We start from the raw sequence: 15,365 nt of genomic DNA on the forward strand, positions 1-15,365 counted from the left end.
GCTTCCGTCTGCGGGTGTTGACATCGGCGTATGAGTCGAGTCAATCGGTAGTGCTTGGAGGAGTTCGATGAACCAGGAAGTTATGCTGATGCCGAAGCCGCTTCTTCTTTGCCCTACTAGGAAGGTCCGGTCGAAGCTGGTCGATGTCGTGGAGGTATCGGCGACGAAGGGCGACTGGACAGTACCTGCCTTCCAGGAGTTAACCCTTGCGATGAATCTTTCCGATATTCACTGGCGGGATGTACGACGGCAGCGAGAGGAGTTTTCCAAGGCCGGTACGGTGTCGATCTGCAGTTTGCATGAGACGCGAACCCTGGAGATGAGAGACGATTCGGGGTTTGCTGTTGTTCTGCTTCACCGGGATGTTCTGGGGCAGGCACGGCAGGAGAACGGGCAGCCTGAAGAGGCTGAACTGAAGGAGTGCGATGTCGTTCCGGATCCGACGTTGGGCGGTCTGATGACTGTTCTGGTGCGCGAGAAGCGCCAGGGCTTTGAGAGTGGATTGTTTTTTCTGGATGGCGTGGCGACTGCTTTGGCGAGCTATCTGGTGCGGCACTACTCGACGAACCCTCCGATCGAGAAGAGATCTGCCAGCGGGATGGCGCCGTCGATGCTGCGGCGGTGTATCGACTTTATGGAGGCTCACTCTGAGGGGGATCTGCGGTTGAGCGAGTTGGCGCGTGAGGTGAAGTTGAGTACGACGCACTTGATTCGCAGCTTCCGGGAGAGCACGGGGAAGACTCCGTATCAGTTTCTGCTTCACCGGCGTGTGGAGCGGGCGAAGACGCTGATGCGCGACCAACGCGTTTCTCTTACGGAGGTAGGGCTGGCGAGCGGCTTTGCCGATCAACATCATTTGGCGCGCGTCTTTCGACGTGTTACCGGCATGACGCCTAGCAGCTATCGCCGCTCGCTGTAACCTACCGCTCTTTATTTGTAACTTCAATTTGTATCTGTATTGGTTACAGAGCTTGTTGGTAGACGGGTTCGATCCGTAGATGCATTCCTACCCGCTCGAGGAGCGTGCGCGGCCTTTCGGTGTCTTTGGCTGCTATCCGGGCGGATTCGATGACGCCGAGCTGGGCGAGGACGCTGGCGTGATCCCAGTAGACGTGTTCGCTGGCGATCTTGGCGTTCTCAAATTTTACGACGCTTACGGTGGCGAGTTCGACGTATTTGCCGGTGGGCGGCACGTCTGGAATCAACCAGTCCATCGCTTGATCGTGGGTGAAGCGATAGACGGACTCTTCGACGAGGATGTCTTGTGCGATGGCTTGCGAGACGGGTACGGAGGTGATGTCGGCGGGCAGCTGCGAGAGGAAGAGGTTGCGGTAGAAGTTGTAGACTCCATCGCGGCCTCTGCCTCCCAGCGCGATCGGCACCATGAGGACGTGGGGATTGTCCGACATGGTACTTAGTGCGGCTTTGGCATCTTTCAAGACAAATTCGGAGTAGGTATGTTGCTTCCAGACTTCTAGCAGCGCCTGGTTAACACTGCTGGTTGTAGCGTTCGACATAAGCTGTGATCTCCTGTGTGGTTTTGCGCGAGCAAGAAGAGCTTGCGGCCCACATTTCCATCACAACAGTCGACGCGTAAGTCTGAGTGTCCAAAAGGACCATCTGTGCACAATCTGAACACAAATGTATTGCGGCCTAGACGGTGTCTCCGGCCTTGGTCTTGGGGACCACTGGTTCGGGCTTGATTGGGTAGGGTGGGCCTTTGGCTAGAACCTGTTGCATTTCTGCGTCGTAGCCGTAGATGTCGTCGAAGAAGTGGGCGTGGCCGTCTTCTTCGACGATTCCGGTGAGGTAGAAGATGACGATGGGGATGGGAGTTTTGAGGGCGACGGTCTTGTTATCGGGGCCGGCGGTCATGGCCTCGTGAACCTTGTCGAGGTCCCACTCGTTGCCGTCTTTGTCCTTCTGGTTTTGCAGGACCCATACGGCGAGGTCTTCGGGCTTCTGGACGCGGACGCAGCCGTGGCTGAAGTCTCGGCGGGTACGGTTGAAGAGCTCGGTGGCGGGGGTGGAGTGGAGGTAGATGTCGTACTGGTTGGGGAACATGAACTTGACCAGGCCGAGGGAGTTCTTGGGGCCGGGGCGTTCGCGGACCATGTAGCCGCCCTGAGCGACCTGTTTGACGGTGTAGCCGTGCTGGACCTCGCCCTTGGTGTTGACGACCTCGTAGTTCTTGCTCTCGAGGTAGCCGGGGCGGGCGTTCATGTGGGGGACGAGTTCTTTTTTTGCGATGTCGGTGGGGACGTTCCAGTAGGGACGGAAGACGAGGTACTTCATCATGTGGGCGAAGACGGGTGTCTCATGCTCCCCGACGACTTTGCCGACGACGACCTTCATGGTGAACTCGGGCTTGTGCTGGTCGTCGTAGCCGTGGAGGACGAACTCGGGGAGGTTCACGATGAGGGGGGCGTTGATGTACTGCTCGGGGAGCCAGCGCCAGCGCTCGAGGGAGTTCTGGAGCTGGATGACGCGGTCGGTGAGGGGGACGTTGAGGCTCTTGATGGTCTGGGGGGTGAGCTTGCCGTCCTCGGTGAGGCCGTGGCGGTGCTGGTAGGCCTTGATGGCGTCGGAGACGTCCTGATCGAAGGTGGTGGGGGCTGCGTCGGCGGCGAGGTCGCCTTCGAGCTTGAGGCGGGCGGTGAGGGCTTCGGCGGCTTCGTAGCGGCCTCCCACGCTGATGGTCTTGGCGACCACAGGAAGGGGTTCAGCCTGGGCTTCGGCTTGTTGTTTGGCGAGGGTGAGGTAGCGGTCGAGGGCGGCTTCGGTGGCGCGGTACTGGTCGGAGTCGGGTTCGACGGTAGCGATGAGCTTGGGGACGTCGCTCTCGTCGACGGCGTGGTCGGAGACGAACTCGGCGAGGTCGTACTTTTTGGTCTGGACGTTGATGTCGAAGTTGAAGTGGGAGGGGTTGACGCGGCCGATGCGGAGGTCGGAGATGTAGCGCATGACGTTGACGGTCATGGCAACGTCGAACTCGGAGATGGCGTCGGCGGGCTTGCCGGCGAGTTTGGCGATGCGGCCGGGCCAGAGGGAGGCGTCGTAGTCCTCGGGGATGAGTCCCTTGGAGCCGGCGTTCTGGAAGGCCTGGATGAAGGCGGTGGCGGGGGCGGTGGGCTTGCCGTCGCGGGTCCAGGCGAGCTCGTAGTTGCGGTCGTCGTAGAACTGGGTGATGTAGCCCTGATAGTCGGAGAAGTTCGGCCACTTGAGGCTGGGGAGCTTCTTGGTGGCGACGAGGGCCTGGAGGTTTCCGGCGTAGTCGGTGGTGTTTTCCACGGAGGTGGTCTTGCGGTGCTTTTTGCACCCGGCGGCGAGCAGGAGAGCCGCGAAGACACACGTACAGCCTATCCTTCGGAGCGAAGCTTTCATCATGGAGTGCGGAGCCATCCTTAGGCGGTAGTTTTTGGGGGTGTGCAGCTATTATGCAGCACTTCTCCCCTGTTGGATGCAAAAGACGCGGAGGCTCGCTATGGGATGAGGGTTTTCAATGAGGTTACACAGATGAGGGCCTGGGCCACCAGGGTGAGGCCGGTGAGGGAGAGGAAGAGCTTGCGCTGGCGGGTTTCGAGGACGTCGGCGAAGACGCCTCCCACAAAGGTGAAGAGGAAGGGGAGTGCCCAGAGCCAGGGCGCGGTGACGTTCTGGGTGGTGGTGAGGGGCAGGAGCAGCAGGGTGATGAGGAGGGGGACGGTATTGCCGAAGTAGCGGCTGCGGCGCATCGCGGCCCAGACGACCAGGGATACGCCGGTGGCAACGGCGATGGGGCCGTTCCAGGGGCTGGTGAAGAAGCTGCGAGCGGCTTCGAGGGAGAACCAGAAGCGGGCTCCTCCGCCGGTAAAGACGTAGCTGAAGGCGGCTGGCCGGAAGGCGTAGAAGGCGAAGAGGATGACGATGGCTCCCAAGGCAGAGAAGACCAGGATCTGCATGACGTAGCTGCGGCGTCGCTCGGCGAGGTAGAACATGAGGATGAAGGCGGCGACGAATCCTATGAGGGCGGCGAGGAGGTGGGCCGCGGCGGTGAGTCCCAGGGCTACGGTGAGGAGAGCGATTCTGGGCTTCCACTTGTGGCGGGGGCCGTGCATGGCGTGGGCGACGCCGATGGCGGTGTAGACGAGACCGTAGAGGCCCCACATGGCGAGGACGTCGTTGTTGGGGAGGACGGAGAACCGGACTATTTCTGGACAGAAGCAGTAGAGGCCGAGGGAGAGGAAGGCTCCTTCGTTGCCGTAGAGCCGGCGGGAGACCCACCAGAGGCCGCCGCCCAGCCAGAGGGTGAAGAAGACGAAGGGCAGGTGCAGGAGATACTTGACGCTGCCTATCTCGTGGCGCGCCTCCCAGGTGGAGCCGTTGAGGCTGCCCTGGGCGTAGAGGCGGTTCTCGGGTTTGCGGAGTTTGTCTGCTCCGAGCAGGACGAGGCGCTGGAGGGTCAGGGGGAGGCCGGCGACACGGTAGGCGAAAGTGCCGTCGCCGTTGAGGTTGCCGCAGGTGGTGAAGTAGCCTGCCAGGGGCGAGGGCCGCTCCCACATCTCGCGTCCGCAGCGGGCGAAGCGGTAGTCCTTTTGGGAGAGGTTCTGGTGTCCGATGACCCAGAGACACTGCCCCAGGAGCAGGAGCAGGAGCACTCCGGCCAGCCGCTGGGGCCGTCCGATCTCAATCTTTCCAAGCTTCGGCAACCTCATCCTGCGAACACCGGCGAACCCATCCCTTGCCCTCTTGGAGGGCCGGTTCGTTCAGCTACCTGAACCCTCGTCTTTATCGTATCGTGAAGAGATGCAGTCGCTCTCATTCAATCCCGGCCGAGCCTTTCTCTCTTCCAACTCCCCTACCGTTCCCTGGACGGTCGTCTTCGAGGACGAGGGCGTTGCGGGCTACTTTTATGCCTGCGACCGCTCCTACGAGTCTCTGGAGCGGAGCATCCTGGATGCCATGTTGATCTACAACGTCGAGGCGCTGGCCAAGAGCGATGCGGAGCTCGAACGGCCGGAGAGCCAGCGGATTGCGGCGATCGAATGGTCGCGCGATGGTTTGCAGGCGGTTCTTTATCTGGATGGGACCGCGCAGGGGCTCTTCGACTTCGAGGCGCATCGCGGGTACTGCCGGATGGACTTTCCTAACTTCATGTCGGAGCAGGGAGACCAGTGGCTGAAGTCGACGCATGCGTGGTCGGATGCGGCGCTGCACCGGTTCGAGTCGGCGCTTTACGCTTGAACGGGTTCGTTCGAGGAAACTGCGCTTGCCTCGAGGGCCTGCGATTCCATGCGAGCGAGAAACTCCTCTACGTAGGCTAGATTCGACTGGAAGAGCTTGCTGCCCTCTTCGGTCTGTACGTGCTTGAGGGAGACAGCGATCTTTCCCCGGTACCAGGCGATGGCGGCAAAGGGCGGCAGGTTCATCTGGCCGAAGAGGCCGAAGACGCGGGCGATGCCGACGGCACCGATGCCGTCGAGTTTGTCGGCGTCGAAGAGGATTCGGGCTTCGTTGGTGGATGGCTTGACGGTCTCGACGTGCTCTGTGGAGTGCTGCGCGATTACGTTGAGGACTAGATCGATGCGATTGGCGGGGCAGCCGAAGTCTTGCAGAATTTGCTCCGCGGTGCGCACACTTGATTCCACATGCTCGGCCTTTTTCCCGGCGTGCTGTTCGACGTCGTGCAGGAGGACGGCGAGTTCCAGGATCTCGTGGTCTACGTCTTCTATGGTGGCTGCGATCTTTTTCGCATTGGCCCATACGCGTTCTATGTGGTCGAAGCGGTGGGCTACGGATTGTTGGGGGTTGTTCAGGCGTTGGATGACTTCGGTTCTAACGCGGTCTGTCAGGTTCGACATGGTGCTCTATCCCTTTGCGTTTTTCTTGCGAAGGTTCTGATGATTGGTGTGGGTGTTTCGGCTCGTGATCCTGTTGAATGACGAGAAAGAACAAGCAACGGCAACGACAAAGACGAAATACAGGGGTCCTTCGCTGCGCTCAGGATGACGGCGAAAGGCGAGAGACCTTAAGGGACGAGTTGGGCTTGTGGGACGTGGCGGTAGGTGGGGTTGAAGCCCAGGTCGCGGGCTACTTCGAGGATGCGGTCGAAGTGCAGGCTGATGGTGGCTCCGGCCTTCTGGGTGACCTCGTCTTCGATGGGGAGGTCGAAGTCGTCGGCTCCGTAGAGGAGACCCTCGAGGGCGCGCTCGTTCTGGGTGAGGACCGAGGTGCGGATGCGTTGGACGTTGTCCAGGTAGATGCGGCTTAGAGCGAGGTGGCGGAGGTACTCTCCGGTGGAGATCTCGATGCCGCCGATCTGGGTGAAGTAGGGCTTGTAGGTCCAGCAGAGGAAGCTGGCCAGGCCGTTGGTCTGGTCTTGAAAGTGGCGGGTGCGTTCGAGGTGCTCGATGCGCTCGGCGATGGTCTCGTCGAAGCCGATGACCATGGTGGCGGTGGTGTTGAGCCCGGCGGCTACGATGGCGGCCTGGGCTTCGAAGTATTGGGCGACGGTGTACTTGAACTTGCTGTGCCGCTTGCGGAAGTCTTCGGTGAGGATCTCGGAGCCGCCGCCGGTGATCCAGCGGACGCCGGCTTGCTTGAAGCGCTCGGCGGTGGTGGCGTAGTCGAGGTTGGCGTGGTCGGCGAGGTACATGAACTCGGCGATGGTGAGGGCGTAGAACTCGAGGCGGTCGCCGTAGCGGTTGCGGATGGCGGCGAAGAGATCGCAGTAGTAGGAGAGCGGAAGGTAGGGGTTGAAGCCGCCGTTGAAGGCCGCGAGATCGCCGCCGAGGGTGAGGAGCTCGTCGAGTTTGGCGAAGACCTGATCTTCGCTCATGACGTATCCGCCCTCCTGGCCGGGGAGACGGTAGAAGGCGCAGTAGTCGCACTGGGCGACGCAGACGTTGGTGTAGTTGATGATGCGCATGACCATGTAGGTGCAGGCGGAGGGCGCGTGGAAGCGGGCGCGGACCTGCTGGGCGAGGTCGCGGAGCTCGGCGTCGGAGGCGTTCTGCCAGAGCCAGAGCGCATCCTGGGAGGAGATTCTTTCGCGGTGTTCGACCTTGCGGCGGATCTCTTCGGAGGTGGAGAGGAGTGAGCTCACAGTCCTATCCTAGGCTTATGAGCTGTCCGGACTCAAATTTCGTTTTCGCGAGATGAAGGTGGACTGCGCGGACGTGGCCGAATGGGTCGCGCTTATATGGCGGGCGTATTTTGATTGCCTCTTGGTTACATATTCGGATTGGGGGAGTTTTTTGGCAGGGAATAGGGCCTGCCTGGGCCTGGAATAATCTGCCGTTTCATACGTTCTTCCTATTAGAGGAAGCGATGAGTAGCCCGTATGTTTCGAGAAGATAGGGGAGCTCAAGCGCACGACGAAAAGAGCAGGAATGAAACAGGGTCAAGCGGCGCCGCCGAAGGGGTATCTGCGCGCGTCTACGGTCGAATCGAGCCTAGCCTATTTGGGAAGCGTGATATCGCTTCTGGCAAAGGGAACAGATACGGATGGGCGGTTTGCTTTTATCGAATTCCAGACCAAGCCAGGCAATGAGCCTCCTCCGCATGTACATGAGTGGGAGCATGAGCTGTATTACGTGCTTGAAGGGGTGATGGAGTTGTATGTCGAGGATAAGGTCTTCTCGGCTGGGCCGGGGGAGTCTGTGTTCTTGCCTGCGGGGAAGGCACATACTTTTTATGTCCGCTCGCCGCGGCTCCGGACGTTGATGCTCTTTGTGGCGGCGGGGGAGCATGAGGTGGTCTCCGACAGCTACTTTATGCGGATGGGTGAGCCTGCAAAGAGCATGGAGCTTCAAGAGGATGCGATTACGTATCAGACCGACGATCCCAGCCATGGGATTCGAGTGGGCGCGGAGCTGGGTGTGCATCTATTGACGCCGGAGGAGGCTAAGAGGGCGCTGCCGCACTATCCGGGGTTCGGGGCTCATTTGAAGGAGTTGGCGTCGCAGTAGGGCCAGGGCTAAAGCCCTTTTCTTTTGGCTGTCATTTTTCGGAGGGCTGAAGCCCTCCGCTAATCCTGAAGGGCAAGAACTTAAATCCAGCCGCCGTCGATGATGTAGCTCTGGTTGGTGATGGCGCTGCTGTCGTCGGCGGCGAGGAAGAGGGCGAGGCGGGCGACCTCTTCGGGTTGGAGGTGGCGTTTGAGGGCCTGGCGGGAGAGGATCTCGGCGCTGTAGGCCTCGGTGAACCAGAGCTGTTTCTGGCGGTCGGTGAGGATGGCTCCGGGGAGGATGCAGTTGACGCGGATGTTGTGGGGGCCGAGCTCGTGGGCGAAGGAGCGGGTGAGGCCGACGATGGCGGCTTTGGCGGTGACGTAGACGGGTAGGCCGAGGGTGGGGATGGCCCAGGCGATGGAGCTCATGTTGAGGATGGAGCCGCGCTGGCGCTGCTTCATGCCGGGGATGACGGCTTGGGTCACGAAGAACTGATGCTTGAGGTTGACGGCCATTAGGCGGTCCCAGAGCTCGGGGGTGACGTCGGCGGTGGCGTGGCGGGAGTCGTTGGCTGCGTTGTTGATGAGGACGTCGATCCCGGGGAGCTTCGCGGGGAGGTTGGAGAGGCAGAGCTGGAGGGAGGGGATGTCGGTGAGGTCGCAGTAGAGGTAGATGGGGGTGTGGGGGACCAGTGGTTGGAGGCGGGCGATGAGGGCCTGGGCGGCTTCGTCCTGGATGTCGAGGAAGGCGACCTGGGCGCCCTGATGGGCGAAGGCCTCCACCAGGGATGCGCCGATGCCGGTGGCTCCGCCGGTGATGAGGATGGTGCGGTCCCGGAGGCTGGGGTAGGTGGCGAAGGGGGTGGCGGCCATCGGTTGAGTGTATGCGACGAGTTGCGGGTTCGGCTATGAGGTATCGCTGGACCGCAGAGGCTTCGATCGAGAGAGTGTGAGGGCCGCGCTGGGGTTAGTCCCGGCGACGGCCGCTCATGAGCTGGAGGACGGCCAGGAAGATGTTGATGGCGTCGAGGTAGATGGAGAGGGCGAGGGAGACGGCGGGTTGGCCATCGCCGCCGGCGCGGATGCGGGCGAAGTCGCCTACGGTGAGGAGGCTGAAGATGCCGAGAGTCAGCCAGGAGTAGGTGTCGGGGCTAAGGAAGTGGAAGAACATGCTGACGATGCCGACGAGCATGAGGCAGAGCAGCGCGGCGACGGCGATGCCGGTGATTCTGCGGTAGTTGATCTGGAAGAGATAGGCGACGCAGCCCATGACGGCCATTCCGGCACCGGTGGTCGCGGCGGCGTTGAAGACGAGCGCGGGGCCGAAGTTATGGATGTAGCGCTGGATGAGGGGGCCGATCTCCCAGCCCATGAAGTAGGTGAGGGCGAGGAAGAGACCGAGGGCGAGGCCGGGGCTCGAGCGGCGCGCGAAGGAGATGGCGAAGACGAGTCCGAGCACGATGAGCATGCCGGGAAAGGTGCTCCAGGCGGGGGCGGTGGCGACGCCGAGGGAGGTGATAAGGAAGCCCAGCGAGGTGATGGCCAGGACCTTGGCGAGCAGGGAGGCGGTGCCCTCGCGAGGCACATCGATGATGGTGGGATAGGCGTTCATTCGGTAGTCGTTCATTGCCATGGCTTGCTCCAGCGGTGCATGCTTGCTTCGGGTTCTACTTCTCTTGTGGCTGTTCTTTAAGATGCCACACCCTATCATAAGACGCTTTTCCCGCCCTATCGTCATGCGGCGACCAGAAGCCTGTCGCGGGTTTGCGGTACTTTTCCTTACGGAAGCTGAGCTAGGGTAAGGACTTACTCAGCTTATGCGCTCGGGGAGAGGCGGCCAAGGATGGCCTGGGCGGGTGGGGCTAGGTTTTTCTGGGACGGCGGTAGAAGGTGATCCGGCTGAAGCGGAAGCGGCGGGAGAGCTTGACGGCTATTGCGGATTTGTCGGCGAGGCGGATCGGCAAGTTGCTGGGCAGGCGCATGCGGGTGCAGTTGCGGCCGTCGGATTTGGCGGCGTAGAGGGCTTCGTCGGCGCGGGAGAGGAGCGTGATCAGGTCTTCTTTCTCTCCGGCGAGGATGGTGACGCCGATGCTCAAGGTCAGACCGTCACCGAAGGATTTGGCGACGAGCTCGCGGGTTCGCTGGAGGACGTTGGTGGCGTCATCGATGGAGGTGTCGGGGAGGATGAGGAGGAACTCGTCTCCACCGAAGCGCCCGACGTGATCGTAAGAGCGGAGGGCGCTGGTGATGGCACGGGAGACGGAGAGGATGGCGGCGTCGCCGGCGGCGTGGCCGCGGGAGTCGTTTAGCTGTTTGAAGTAGTCGAGGTCGATCAAGGCGAGGGTGAGCGGGGGACCGTGGCGGCGGGAGCGCTCCATCTCGGCCAGCAGAGTGCGTTCGATGCCGCGGCGGTTGAGGGCTCCGCTCATGAAGTCGCGTGCGGCTTCGTCTTCCAGGCGGATGACGAGCTCGTCGTTGAGCAAGAGGAAGAGCAGGAGGCCGGTGGCCATGACGTAGAGGAGGCTGAGAAAAAGCTCGCTGGTCTGGACGGCGTTGCTTTGCATGAAGCGGCTGGAGGGTCCGTGTACGACGGTACCCACGCAGTGGGCGAGGCTGATCAGAGAGAAGATCCCCATGACGGAGCCAAGGGTGCGGAGGTTCCTGCGGCCGGATTGGCGGAAGAGCTCGACAGCGATGAGCATGCGGAGGATGACGTTGACGGAGTCGATGACGAGGATGCGGGGGACGAGGGCGGGGTGCAGCTCGGTGAAGACGAAGAAGAGGAGGGATGCGATGGCGACCAAGGTCCATCCGAGGCGGGAGAAGCGCTGTACTCCGATGAAGCGCTCGATTCCAGAGAGGATAAAGGCGGAGACGCAACAGATGAGGGTGTCGGCGACGACGGTACTGAAGAAGAGCGTTACGGGAGAGGAGTGCCGGCCGAGGGCGAAGAGCAGGCAAGTACCGATGCCAGATAAGAATGCGAGTGAGAAGGAGCCGGCGCCGCGTAGAGCAGGGTGAGTCTTCCACGTTCTGGCAAAGCCAAGAGCGGAGAGGCTCGCTGTCATGAGGAGACAGGCGAGCAAGGTCTTGTTGTCGAGGAATGACACCGGGGACATTGGATTCAGTCTAGTCCAGCGGGAAGGCGCAGGGGGTTACTGGTTCTACAGTAAGGCGGCTAAATCTCGTTTGGGGGTGAGATAGTGGTTGGTCCTCTTCGGCACGATGAGGTTGCACCGAAGAGGAGCGCCGGTTTTTCCGAGGTTCAGCAGGCGTGAGTGTTGAGGAGATGCGGGTAGGGGTGGTAGAGGGCGTTGAGCTTATCGGTGGGGGTCTGCATGACTTCGAGGAAGGCGGTTTGGAAGCTCTGCATGTCCGAGGGGCTGCCGACGGTGACACGGGCGTAGTTGGGCCAAACAGCCCAGACGCGGCCGATCATGACGTTGTGGTGGGCGAGGCCGGTGGCGACGGGACCGCCGGGACGCTTCATGTCGAGCATGAAGTGGTTGGTCTGAGAGGGGGTGAAGGTGTAGTTGTTTTTGGCGAGAAAGTCGAAGGTCTTGTCGCGGGTGTCGCGCATGGCCTGCTTGCGGAGAGGGATGAGCTGCTTGTCGGCGAGCTGGACCTTGGCGCACTGGACGGCGGTGGTGGCCATGGAGTTGACGCCGTAGTGGTGGAGTTTTTCGGCGAGATCGGGACGGGCCATGGCGTAGCCGAAGCGGAGTCCGCCCATGCTGTAGATCTTGGAGAAGGTGCGGGAGACGATGAGGTCTTTGTCCTTGGCGACGAGGTCGATGACGGACTCGGCGTCGGAGAAGTGGATGTATGCCTCATCGACGAGGACGACGGAGCCGGGTGCCTTATTGGCGAGGAGCCACTCGATGTCGGCGCGTTTGACGGGGACTCCGGTGGGGTTGTTGGGATTGCAGACGTAGTAGAGGCCGGCGTTGGGGTCGGCTGCGACCATGGCCTTCATGTCGTAGGAGTAGTCGGCCTTGAGAGGGATCTTGTGGACCGTGGCTCCCTGGGACTCGGCGACGCGCCAGGTCTGCTCGAAGGTGGGGTCGGCGGTGACGAGAGATTTGGTGGGCGAGGTGAAGGCGAGGGCGGTGAAGTGGAGGACCTCACTGGAGCCGGCGTAGATGGTGAGGTAGTCGGGCTTGAGGTCGTGCGAGGCAGCGAGCTCAGCGCCGAACTTTTTTGTCTCGTTCATGTAGTAGCGGTTCCCGTTGACGGCCATCTTATGCATCATGTCGACGGCGGCGGGAGTGGGGCCGGAGGGGAACTCGTTAATGTTGAGCAGGGCGACGTTAGGTGGAACGTCGATGTAGCCGACGGAGGGAACTCCTCCTGCAGCAGAGGCTGCGGCGAAGGCTGCGTTGGGGGCGATGGCGGCGATGGGAAGGGCTGCTCCCATGCGAATGAAGTTGCGACGATTCAGTGAAGAGGATGGGGTCATCACGGCTCCTTGTAAGTCGGAACTACAGGTAGAAAGCTAGCGGTGCGTAGGGTGCACGAATGGATAGCGAGACTGCGGGTGCTGTCTGGGGCTAAGGCTGCTTCCAAGTAGGACCTTGGGAGATTTTGCAGTACGGATCAGATGAACGGATTGGGGCTATTGTGCGGGAGGATGGGTGAAAAGTCCAGCGAGAAGAGAGGGGCGATGCACGCAACGTCTATGCGGATGCCTGGATTGACAGAGGGTAGACCTGATTCTGACTGCCCAGAAAGAGTTATAGACGACAGATGGGGAAGAGACTAGGTTCAGGGCAGATCCTTTCGATGTGGATGAACCTGGCGCGATTTGTGCAAGACGAAGGCACTCGATGATCGCCGTCGGATGCGCTAAGCGAGTTGGGTCGTAGTCGTAGATGCTGCTGGCTGAGGGAACGTACGGCTGCAGTGAAATTGCAGAGTCAACTGTCAACCGAATTGTTTACATAACCAGCGTCTTCGATACGGCGCGATCTTCAAGGGGTCCCGGTTTTTATGAAATTGAATGCTCTCTCTCTCTTTGCAGTGGCCTTGGTGTTGGTGTCAGGAAGTTACGTTGTGGCGCAGTCCAGTTCGACCAGCGCCGGCGTTCCCGCCGAGCCTGTTCAGAACGAATCTTCTCTACAGACCGCTCCTTCTCCCGGGCGTCTGGTGAACCATAATATTCGTCCCTTCTCGACGGTCGGCGTGGAGATTCACGTTGGGTTGCGCGGAGCTGGATTCGACGTGGCGACGCCGGTGGCGAGGAAGTTCAACCTGCGTGCTGGCGCTGATTTCTTCAGCTATGGCACGACCTTCGAGGAGGAAGGAGCCGATGTAAATGCGGATATGCGCCTGCGGTCGGGCCATGCTGCTCTGGACTGGTTCCCGTTCGGTGGAGGATTTCATCTGAGCCCGCAGATCGTATTTGCGAATAACAGCCAGGTGAAGGCTACGGCTCTGATTCCGGCCGGCAACACGGTGACTTTGAACGGTACGGATTACATCAGCAGCAGGACGGATCCTCTGCATGGGGATGGCTCGATTGGATTTCGCACGGTTGCTCCGGGGTTGTCGGTGGGGTTCGGAAATATCGTTCCGCGCTCGAACAAGCACTTCAGCTTTCCAGTGGAGGCGGGGTTCTACTATGTGGGCCAGCCGAGGTTGAATGTCCGGTTTACCGGAAGCGCCTGCGATCCCAGGTTCCCGGCGGCTATCGGATGTGAGTCGGTTGATAACGACCCAGACTTTCAGCGCGACTTAGCGGCCTTCATCAAGCGCAATAACAATAACCTTAGCTATGCGTCTTTCTTGCCTATCCTGTCGTTTGGTGTGGCTTACAAGTTCTAGACGTTGCCGTTGAGATGGATAGGGCGGACCTGGTTGTTCAGGTCCGCTCTTCGGCGTTCTGGGCCTGTAATTTTCTGGGGGCGATGAGTTTCCAGGCAGTGAGAATGTGGGCTGCGAGGTCTTCGTTGGAGATCGTGGCTAGTTCTATTCCGATCCAACCGTTCACGCCGACGTAGGGTGGTCTGAAGAAGGTTTGCGGGGCGGTGTCTACCAGAAGCGCTTGAACACCGGGCGGAGCGGGAAGCCATACCGCGATGTGACCGTCGTGGTGGTGATTGTTGGCGAACATTGCAAAGACCTTCTTGGCGGCGAAGAAGGTGGGCTCGCCGTGAGAGAGCTTCTCGGTTGTTCCGGGCAGGGCGAAGCAGATCTGCCGCACCCTGCGGAGGTGATCCTCGGAGGTGAAGGGTTCGCGTCCCTTTGCCATACGGGTGCTTCCTGTATATCAAGTGGCGAAATCAATCAGGCCCAGAGGTGCGTGAAGCTGTTTTAGATGGTGTCTAGACGTTGAATTTAAAGAACAGAATATCGCCGTCTTTGACTATGTACTCTTTGCCTTCCGATTTCAGGAGGCCTTTTTCTTTTACGGCTTGCTCGCTGCCATATTTGAAGAGGTCTTCGCAGTGGTAGCAGTCGGCTTTGATGAAGCCCTTTTCGAAGTCGGAGTGGATGACGCCTGCGGCTCCGGGGGCCTTGGTGCCGCGGATGATGGTCCAGGCACGGACCTCCTGAACGCCCGCCGTGAAGTAGGTGATGAGGTTGAGCAGGCTATAGGCGGAGTGGATGAGGCGGTTGAGGCCGGGCTCGGCGAGGCCCATCTCCTTGAGGAACTCGTCGCGCTCGGCGGGCTCGAGCTGGGAGATCTCGGACTCCATGGAGCCGCTGATGCGGACGACCTGGCTCTTCTCTTCGACGGCGCGTTTCTCTACGGCGTCGACCCACTCGTTGTGACCGGTGAGGCCGGAGTCGTCGACGTTGGCGACGTAGAGCATGGGCTTGGCGGTGATGAGGTGGAGGTCGCGGGTGTAGGGCTTCTCTTCGTCGGTGAGGTCGACGGTACGGGCGGGGCGGCCGGCTTCGAGGGCTTCCTTGAGCTTGGAGAGAGCGCTGAACTCGGTCTTGATCTTGTGGTCGGCGGAGGTCGATTTGTTGAGCTTCTCGACCTTGGCGTGACGCTTCTCGACGCTGTCTAGGTCGGCGAGGAGGAGCTCGGTGTTGATGATGTCGATGTCGTGGAGGGGGTTGACGCCGCCAGCGACGTGGATGACCTCGGGGTCCGCGAAGCAGCGGACGACGTGGAGGATGGCATCGGTGGAGCGGATGTGGCCGAGAAACTGGTTTCCGAGACCTTCGCCCTTGGAGGCGCCTTCGACGAGGCCGGCGATGTCGATGAACTCCATGGAGGTGGGTACGAGCGACTTGGGCTTGATGAGGGCAGAGATCTTGGCGAGGCGCTCATCGGGCACGGTGACGACGCCGGTGTTGGGGTCGATGGTGCAGAAGGGGTAGTTGGCGGCTTGCGCCTTGGCCGAGGTGAGTGCATTGAAGATGGTGGATTTGCCAACGTTAGGCAGGCCGACGATTCCGCAGTTGAGAGGCATTTTCTGTGTGA

Annotated in this window: 15 protein-coding genes; 4 read left to right on the forward strand and 11 right to left on the reverse strand. The window is 60.7% G+C overall.

What is annotated here, in order from left to right:
• Window positions 1–67 precede the first annotated feature (67 nt).
• The gene (locus HB393_RS04510; protein ID WP_213803951.1) at window positions 68–919 is read left to right on the forward strand and encodes an AraC family transcriptional regulator; all 852 of its coding nucleotides are present in this window, start codon (window positions 68–70) and stop codon (window positions 917–919) included.
• A 43-nt stretch (window positions 920–962) separates the two neighbouring features.
• On the opposite strand, the gene HB393_RS04515 is transcribed toward HB393_RS04510, so the two are convergent.
• The 3 genes from HB393_RS04515 to HB393_RS04525 all read right to left on the reverse strand — a co-directional run bounded on the left by HB393_RS04515 (window position 963) and on the right by HB393_RS04525 (window position 4,694).
• Window positions 963–1,517, reverse strand: coding sequence for an ester cyclase (locus HB393_RS04515; protein WP_213803952.1), 555 nt, complete (start codon window positions 1,515–1,517; stop codon window positions 963–965).
• A gap of 136 nt (window positions 1,518–1,653) precedes the next feature.
• The gene (locus HB393_RS04520) at window positions 1,654–3,387 is read right to left on the reverse strand and encodes a L,D-transpeptidase family protein (RefSeq protein WP_213803953.1); all 1,734 of its coding nucleotides are present in this window, start codon (window positions 3,385–3,387) and stop codon (window positions 1,654–1,656) included.
• Between the two features lie 95 nt (window positions 3,388–3,482).
• The gene (locus HB393_RS04525) at window positions 3,483–4,694 is read right to left on the reverse strand and encodes a hypothetical protein (RefSeq protein WP_213803954.1); all 1,212 of its coding nucleotides are present in this window, start codon (window positions 4,692–4,694) and stop codon (window positions 3,483–3,485) included.
• Between the two features lie 91 nt (window positions 4,695–4,785).
• Between HB393_RS04525 and HB393_RS04530 the strand changes: the two genes are divergently transcribed.
• Complete coding sequence (locus tag HB393_RS04530; protein WP_213803955.1) at window positions 4,786–5,223, forward strand: DUF2251 domain-containing protein; 438 nt, start codon at window positions 4,786–4,788, stop codon at window positions 5,221–5,223.
• On the opposite strand, the gene HB393_RS04535 is transcribed toward HB393_RS04530, so the two are convergent.
• Both HB393_RS04535 and HB393_RS04540 read right to left on the reverse strand, forming a co-directional pair.
• Entirely contained in the window at window positions 5,214–5,840 is a 627-nt protein-coding gene (locus HB393_RS04535; RefSeq protein ID WP_213803956.1) for an HD domain-containing protein, read from the reverse strand. The genes HB393_RS04530 and HB393_RS04535 overlap by 10 nt on opposite strands.
• A gap of 167 nt (window positions 5,841–6,007) precedes the next feature.
• The gene (locus tag HB393_RS04540; protein ID WP_213803957.1) at window positions 6,008–7,084 is read right to left on the reverse strand and encodes a radical SAM protein; all 1,077 of its coding nucleotides are present in this window, start codon (window positions 7,082–7,084) and stop codon (window positions 6,008–6,010) included.
• Window positions 7,085–7,370: 286 nt separating this feature from the next.
• Here HB393_RS04540 and HB393_RS04545 point away from each other — a divergent pair, with 286 nt between their 5' ends.
• Window positions 7,371–7,949 carry a cupin domain-containing protein gene (locus HB393_RS04545; protein ID WP_213803958.1) on the forward strand — a complete coding sequence of 193 codons (579 nt, stop codon included), beginning with the start codon at window positions 7,371–7,373 and terminating at the stop codon, window positions 7,947–7,949.
• Between the two features lie 80 nt (window positions 7,950–8,029).
• Here HB393_RS04545 and HB393_RS04550 read toward each other — a convergent pair whose 3' ends face one another.
• From HB393_RS04550 to HB393_RS04565, 4 genes are all read right to left on the reverse strand, one after another.
• The gene (locus tag HB393_RS04550; RefSeq protein WP_213803959.1) at window positions 8,030–8,803 is read right to left on the reverse strand and encodes an SDR family NAD(P)-dependent oxidoreductase; all 774 of its coding nucleotides are present in this window, start codon (window positions 8,801–8,803) and stop codon (window positions 8,030–8,032) included.
• A 94-nt stretch (window positions 8,804–8,897) separates the two neighbouring features.
• Window positions 8,898–9,563, reverse strand: a complete 666-nt coding sequence (locus HB393_RS04555; protein WP_255550786.1) for a Bax inhibitor-1 family protein — start codon at window positions 9,561–9,563, stop codon at window positions 8,898–8,900.
• A 229-nt stretch (window positions 9,564–9,792) separates the two neighbouring features.
• Window positions 9,793–11,049, reverse strand: a complete 1,257-nt coding sequence (locus tag HB393_RS04560; RefSeq protein ID WP_213803960.1) for a GGDEF domain-containing protein — start codon at window positions 11,047–11,049, stop codon at window positions 9,793–9,795.
• Window positions 11,050–11,195: 146 nt separating this feature from the next.
• Window positions 11,196–12,389 (reverse strand): pyridoxal phosphate-dependent aminotransferase, encoded by a 1,194-nt coding sequence (locus HB393_RS04565; protein WP_213803961.1) that lies wholly within the window; start codon window positions 12,387–12,389, stop codon window positions 11,196–11,198.
• Window positions 12,390–12,919: 530 nt separating this feature from the next.
• Here HB393_RS04565 and HB393_RS04570 point away from each other — a divergent pair.
• Window positions 12,920–13,753, forward strand: coding sequence for a hypothetical protein (locus tag HB393_RS04570; RefSeq protein ID WP_213803962.1), 834 nt, complete (start codon window positions 12,920–12,922; stop codon window positions 13,751–13,753).
• 37 nt (window positions 13,754–13,790) lie between these two features.
• Here the strand turns inward: HB393_RS04570 and HB393_RS04575 are convergent, their stop codons facing one another.
• Together HB393_RS04575 and ychF are read right to left on the reverse strand one after the other, a co-directional pair.
• Complete coding sequence (locus HB393_RS04575) at window positions 13,791–14,180, reverse strand: MmcQ/YjbR family DNA-binding protein (RefSeq protein WP_213803963.1); 390 nt, start codon at window positions 14,178–14,180, stop codon at window positions 13,791–13,793.
• Between the two features lie 73 nt (window positions 14,181–14,253).
• On the reverse strand, window positions 14,254–15,354 hold the full coding sequence (ychF, locus tag HB393_RS04580; RefSeq protein ID WP_213803964.1) for a redox-regulated ATPase YchF: 1,101 nt from the start codon (window positions 15,352–15,354) through the stop codon (window positions 14,254–14,256).
• Window positions 15,355–15,365 lie beyond the last annotated feature (11 nt).

The organism is Granulicella sp. dw_53, assembly GCF_018449545.1.
GTDB lineage: Bacteria > Acidobacteriota > Terriglobia > Terriglobales > Acidobacteriaceae > Edaphobacter.